Genomic DNA, 3266 nt, shown 5'->3' on the forward strand with positions numbered 1-3266 from the left:
CGTCTGCCGCCTTAGCGACTTTAATAGATTAACAGGTTGTTTTGATTATGTCAACCATGCTTTTTAAAAAACTTTTCAGCCCCAACGAACCGTTTATAAAAGGCGTCTCGCTGGAACATTTATTAATATAACAACAAAATTCGACAAACACAAGCATTATTTTAAAAAAACTTTGCAAAGAGTTTAAATCCTCTTCGCAAAGTCTTTACCTTCTTAACATGGCTCCTACTGTAAACGCGATATTCGCTGGGCGTTCTGCTAACCGTCTCATCAAATACGTATACCAGTCCACACCATGCGGAACGTAGATAACGACACGATACCCTTGTCGAACTAACTCTTGTTGTCGTTTCGGTCGCATGCCTTGAAGCATTTGAAATTCAAACCGTGATGGATCAATCTGTTTCATTTGAGCAAAGTCAATGATTTGCTGGATGATCTGTTCATCATGTGTCGCGATTTGCGTGTAGTTCCCATTTAACAAATTAACTTTTACTAATTGAAGGTATGTCTCATCTACTGTCTTCTTCGGTTGAATATAGATTTCATCGTCTCCATCGTATGCCCCTTTGACGATACGTACTGTTGCCTGAAGACGTTCTAGATCAAAACGACTACGGAATACATTTGCCTGTAGCGCAATTCCGACGTTTGGATAATGTTCATGTACGCGTTCGAATACTCGAACGATCGACTCGACCATCATCGCTTCTTCCATGTTGACTGTCACGCGCATGTTTCTCTGATAGGCAATCTCTGCAATACGACTCAACTGTTGATAGGCGATATCCGGATCGATTCTTAATCCGATCGATGTTAGCTTTAGAGATACTTGTGCGTCTAGACCATGTTCTTTGATTTGCCCGATGACTTTAATACATTCATTTGCGATGTCTACCGCGTCCTGCTCTGTCTCAATGAACTCTCCTAGACAATCCACTGTAGCGGCTCGTCCATCTTGATTAAATTGTTTCACGGTATCGAGGGTCTCTTCTGCGCCCTGTCCTCCGACGAATAATGTTCCACCAAGCGGCAATCCGACTTTTTTCGCTAATTGAATCAACAGTCTATTCTCAGCCAAGTATTCGAATACAGCTCCAGTAATCTGCTGTAACATCTGAATCACCCTCTCTCTTCTCCCTTACCCTCTCCCAATAAAAAAACGTCTTTCTTCTATATAGAAGAAAGACGCAGTTTGGATTAATGCAACCAGATAAAGTAACCGAGGAATCCGAGTGACAACACGTACATGATTGGGTGCACTTCTTTTGCTCGTCCTTTCGCGATCATCGTGACCGGATAGAAGAGGAAACCGAATGCAATCCCTGTTGCGATTGAATACGTCAACGGCATCATGATGACGGTCAAGAAAGCGGGAACCGCATACTCGAATTTTTTCCAATCGATTTGGAGCAGTGAAGCTGCCATCAACACACCAACGATGATCAATGCGGGTGCTGTGACCGGTGCGGTGATGATTGCGAGCAATGGTGAGAAGAATAAAGCGAGACCGAAGAATAAAGCTGTGACGATCGCCGTCATTCCTGAACGACCACCTGCTGCAACCCCTGCACTTGATTCGATGTAAGAAACCGTCGTCGACGTTCCAAGGATCGAACCTGCTACTGTTGCTGTTGAATCAGCGATCAATGCGCGACCAGCGCGTGGTACTTTATTTTCTTTGATCAGACCGGCTTGGTTTGCTACCGCAACCAGTGTACCTGCTGTATCAAAGAAATCAACGAAGAAGAAAGTTAAGATGACGATCATCATTTGAACCGTGAAGATTTCATCGAAGTGAAGGAATGCTTGTCCAAATGTAGGTGCGATGCTTGGTGGTGCTGAAATGACTTCACCAAGACTTGTTGGAATCGGAATCAAACCGAAGATCATTCCAGCGACTGCCGTTAGGATCATTCCGAAGAAGATCGCCCCTTTGACACCACGCGTCATTAGGACCGCAGATACGACAAGACCAAATACCGCGAGAAGCGTTGTTCCTTTACTTAAATCACCAAGCGAGACGAGTGTTGCTTCATTCGCCACGACGAGACCACCTGTTTTTAATCCGATGAACGCGATGAACAATCCGATACCTGCTGCAACTGCCATTTTCAATGGTTCTGGAATCGCATTGATTATCATCTCACGAATACCTGAAGCTGTTAATACCATGAAGACGAGACCTGAGACGAGAACGCCTGAAAGTGCGGTTTGCCATGGAATACCCATTCCGATGACGACGCTGTAGGCGAAGAAAGCATTTAGTCCCATTCCTGGTGCGAGCGCGATTGGATAGTTCGCCAGTAATCCCATCGTAACGGAACCGATGATCGCAACGAGTGCTGTGGCACCGAAGACTGCTCCTGCGTCCATTCCTGCTTCGGCTAATGTATTCGGATTAACGAATAAGATATACGCCATCGCGAAGAATGTTGTCATGCCGGCGATGAACTCTGTACGCATGTTCGTACCAAGCCCATTGAAATCAAAGAAACGCGCAATCGCATTTTCTTTTGCTTTCGGTTGGTGTGGCTGTTTCAATTGTGTGCTCATGATTGCCTTCCTTCCAAATAAGCCGTCTCCTTGAAAACAAAAAACGGCCCTTACCTAAGCGGTAAAAGCCGTTTCAATAAGCGCACGATGCTGCGTGTGCGCCGTAGTAGGAACCTTTACGGTGTTCCTGTAGAGACTTCCGGGCCCTATCCCCAGAATTATACGGCATTATTTATGTTTTTTTAGTGGTATGAAAAATAAGAACAGACACATCGTAGCACGGTCAAATTCATGGGTCAACCATAAAAGCGAAATTTAACTACTTATTTTATCCGAACGTTCGGTTTTGAAAACGGTTTTTTGAAGGCTATTTCATGATTGTTAGAAATCAGCCCTATCACTGAGCGTATATACTCTTAAAGTAGTCGGATAATAGTCCCTCTCCTTTAAAACGATCCTCTAAAACATTCTGTACCTGTTGCAATTCATTTTCACGTGTTCCGTAAGCATTTGAGAACGATCCAAGATAAGAATAAGCATAAATTGCTTCATTCGGACATAATTCATGAGCACGTCGTAACATGGATGCGCCTTTTTCTTCCCACTCGTTGTACTCTCCAAAATAATAAGGGGTCATCGAAACCATATAACCAAAACACCATAGAAAGTCCTCATGGTTCATAAAATGACGTAAACCATCATGTGTAACTTCCTTTAGTAAAGATTCTAATTCCTCAATATCTATATTGTTCTCTGTAATTCCCAATGGT

The 3266-nt window shown here is 43.6% G+C and carries 3 protein-coding genes and 1 riboswitch; all 3 genes read right to left on the reverse strand.

Translation table 11 applies throughout. The annotated features are described in order from the left end of the window. Nucleotides 1-205: 205 nt before the first annotated feature. Entirely contained in the window at nt 206-1117 is a 912-nt protein-coding gene (locus EXG77_RS13860; RefSeq protein ID WP_023467063.1) for a proline dehydrogenase family protein, read from the reverse strand. Between the two features lie 83 nt (nt 1118-1200). Then, nucleotides 1201-2556 carry an NCS2 family permease gene (locus EXG77_RS13865; protein ID WP_023467062.1) on the reverse strand — a complete coding sequence of 452 codons (1356 nt, stop codon included), beginning with the start codon at nt 2554-2556 and terminating at the stop codon, nt 1201-1203. 84 nt (nt 2557-2640) lie between these two features. After that, a riboswitch (purine riboswitch) is annotated at nt 2641-2742 on the reverse strand. A gap of 151 nt (nt 2743-2893) precedes the next feature. Next, the coding region (locus EXG77_RS16350) for a hypothetical protein (protein ID WP_035398983.1) at nt 2894-3266 on the reverse strand (373 nt) is incomplete at its 5' end.

Origin of the sequence: Exiguobacterium sp. OS-77 (assembly GCF_000414195.2) — a bacterium.
Classification (GTDB): Bacteria; Bacillota; Bacilli; order Exiguobacteriales; family Exiguobacteriaceae; genus Exiguobacterium_A; species Exiguobacterium_A indicum.

Excerpts from the sequence above, each read along its gene's own strand:
- EXG77_RS13860 (WP_023467063.1), bottom strand. The coding sequence starts at position 1,117 with ATGTTACAGCAGATTACTGGAGCTGTATTCGAATACTTGGCTGAGAAT.
- EXG77_RS13865 (WP_023467062.1), bottom strand. The coding sequence starts at position 2,556 with ATGAGCACACAATTGAAACAGCCACACCAACCGAAAGCAAAAGAAAAT.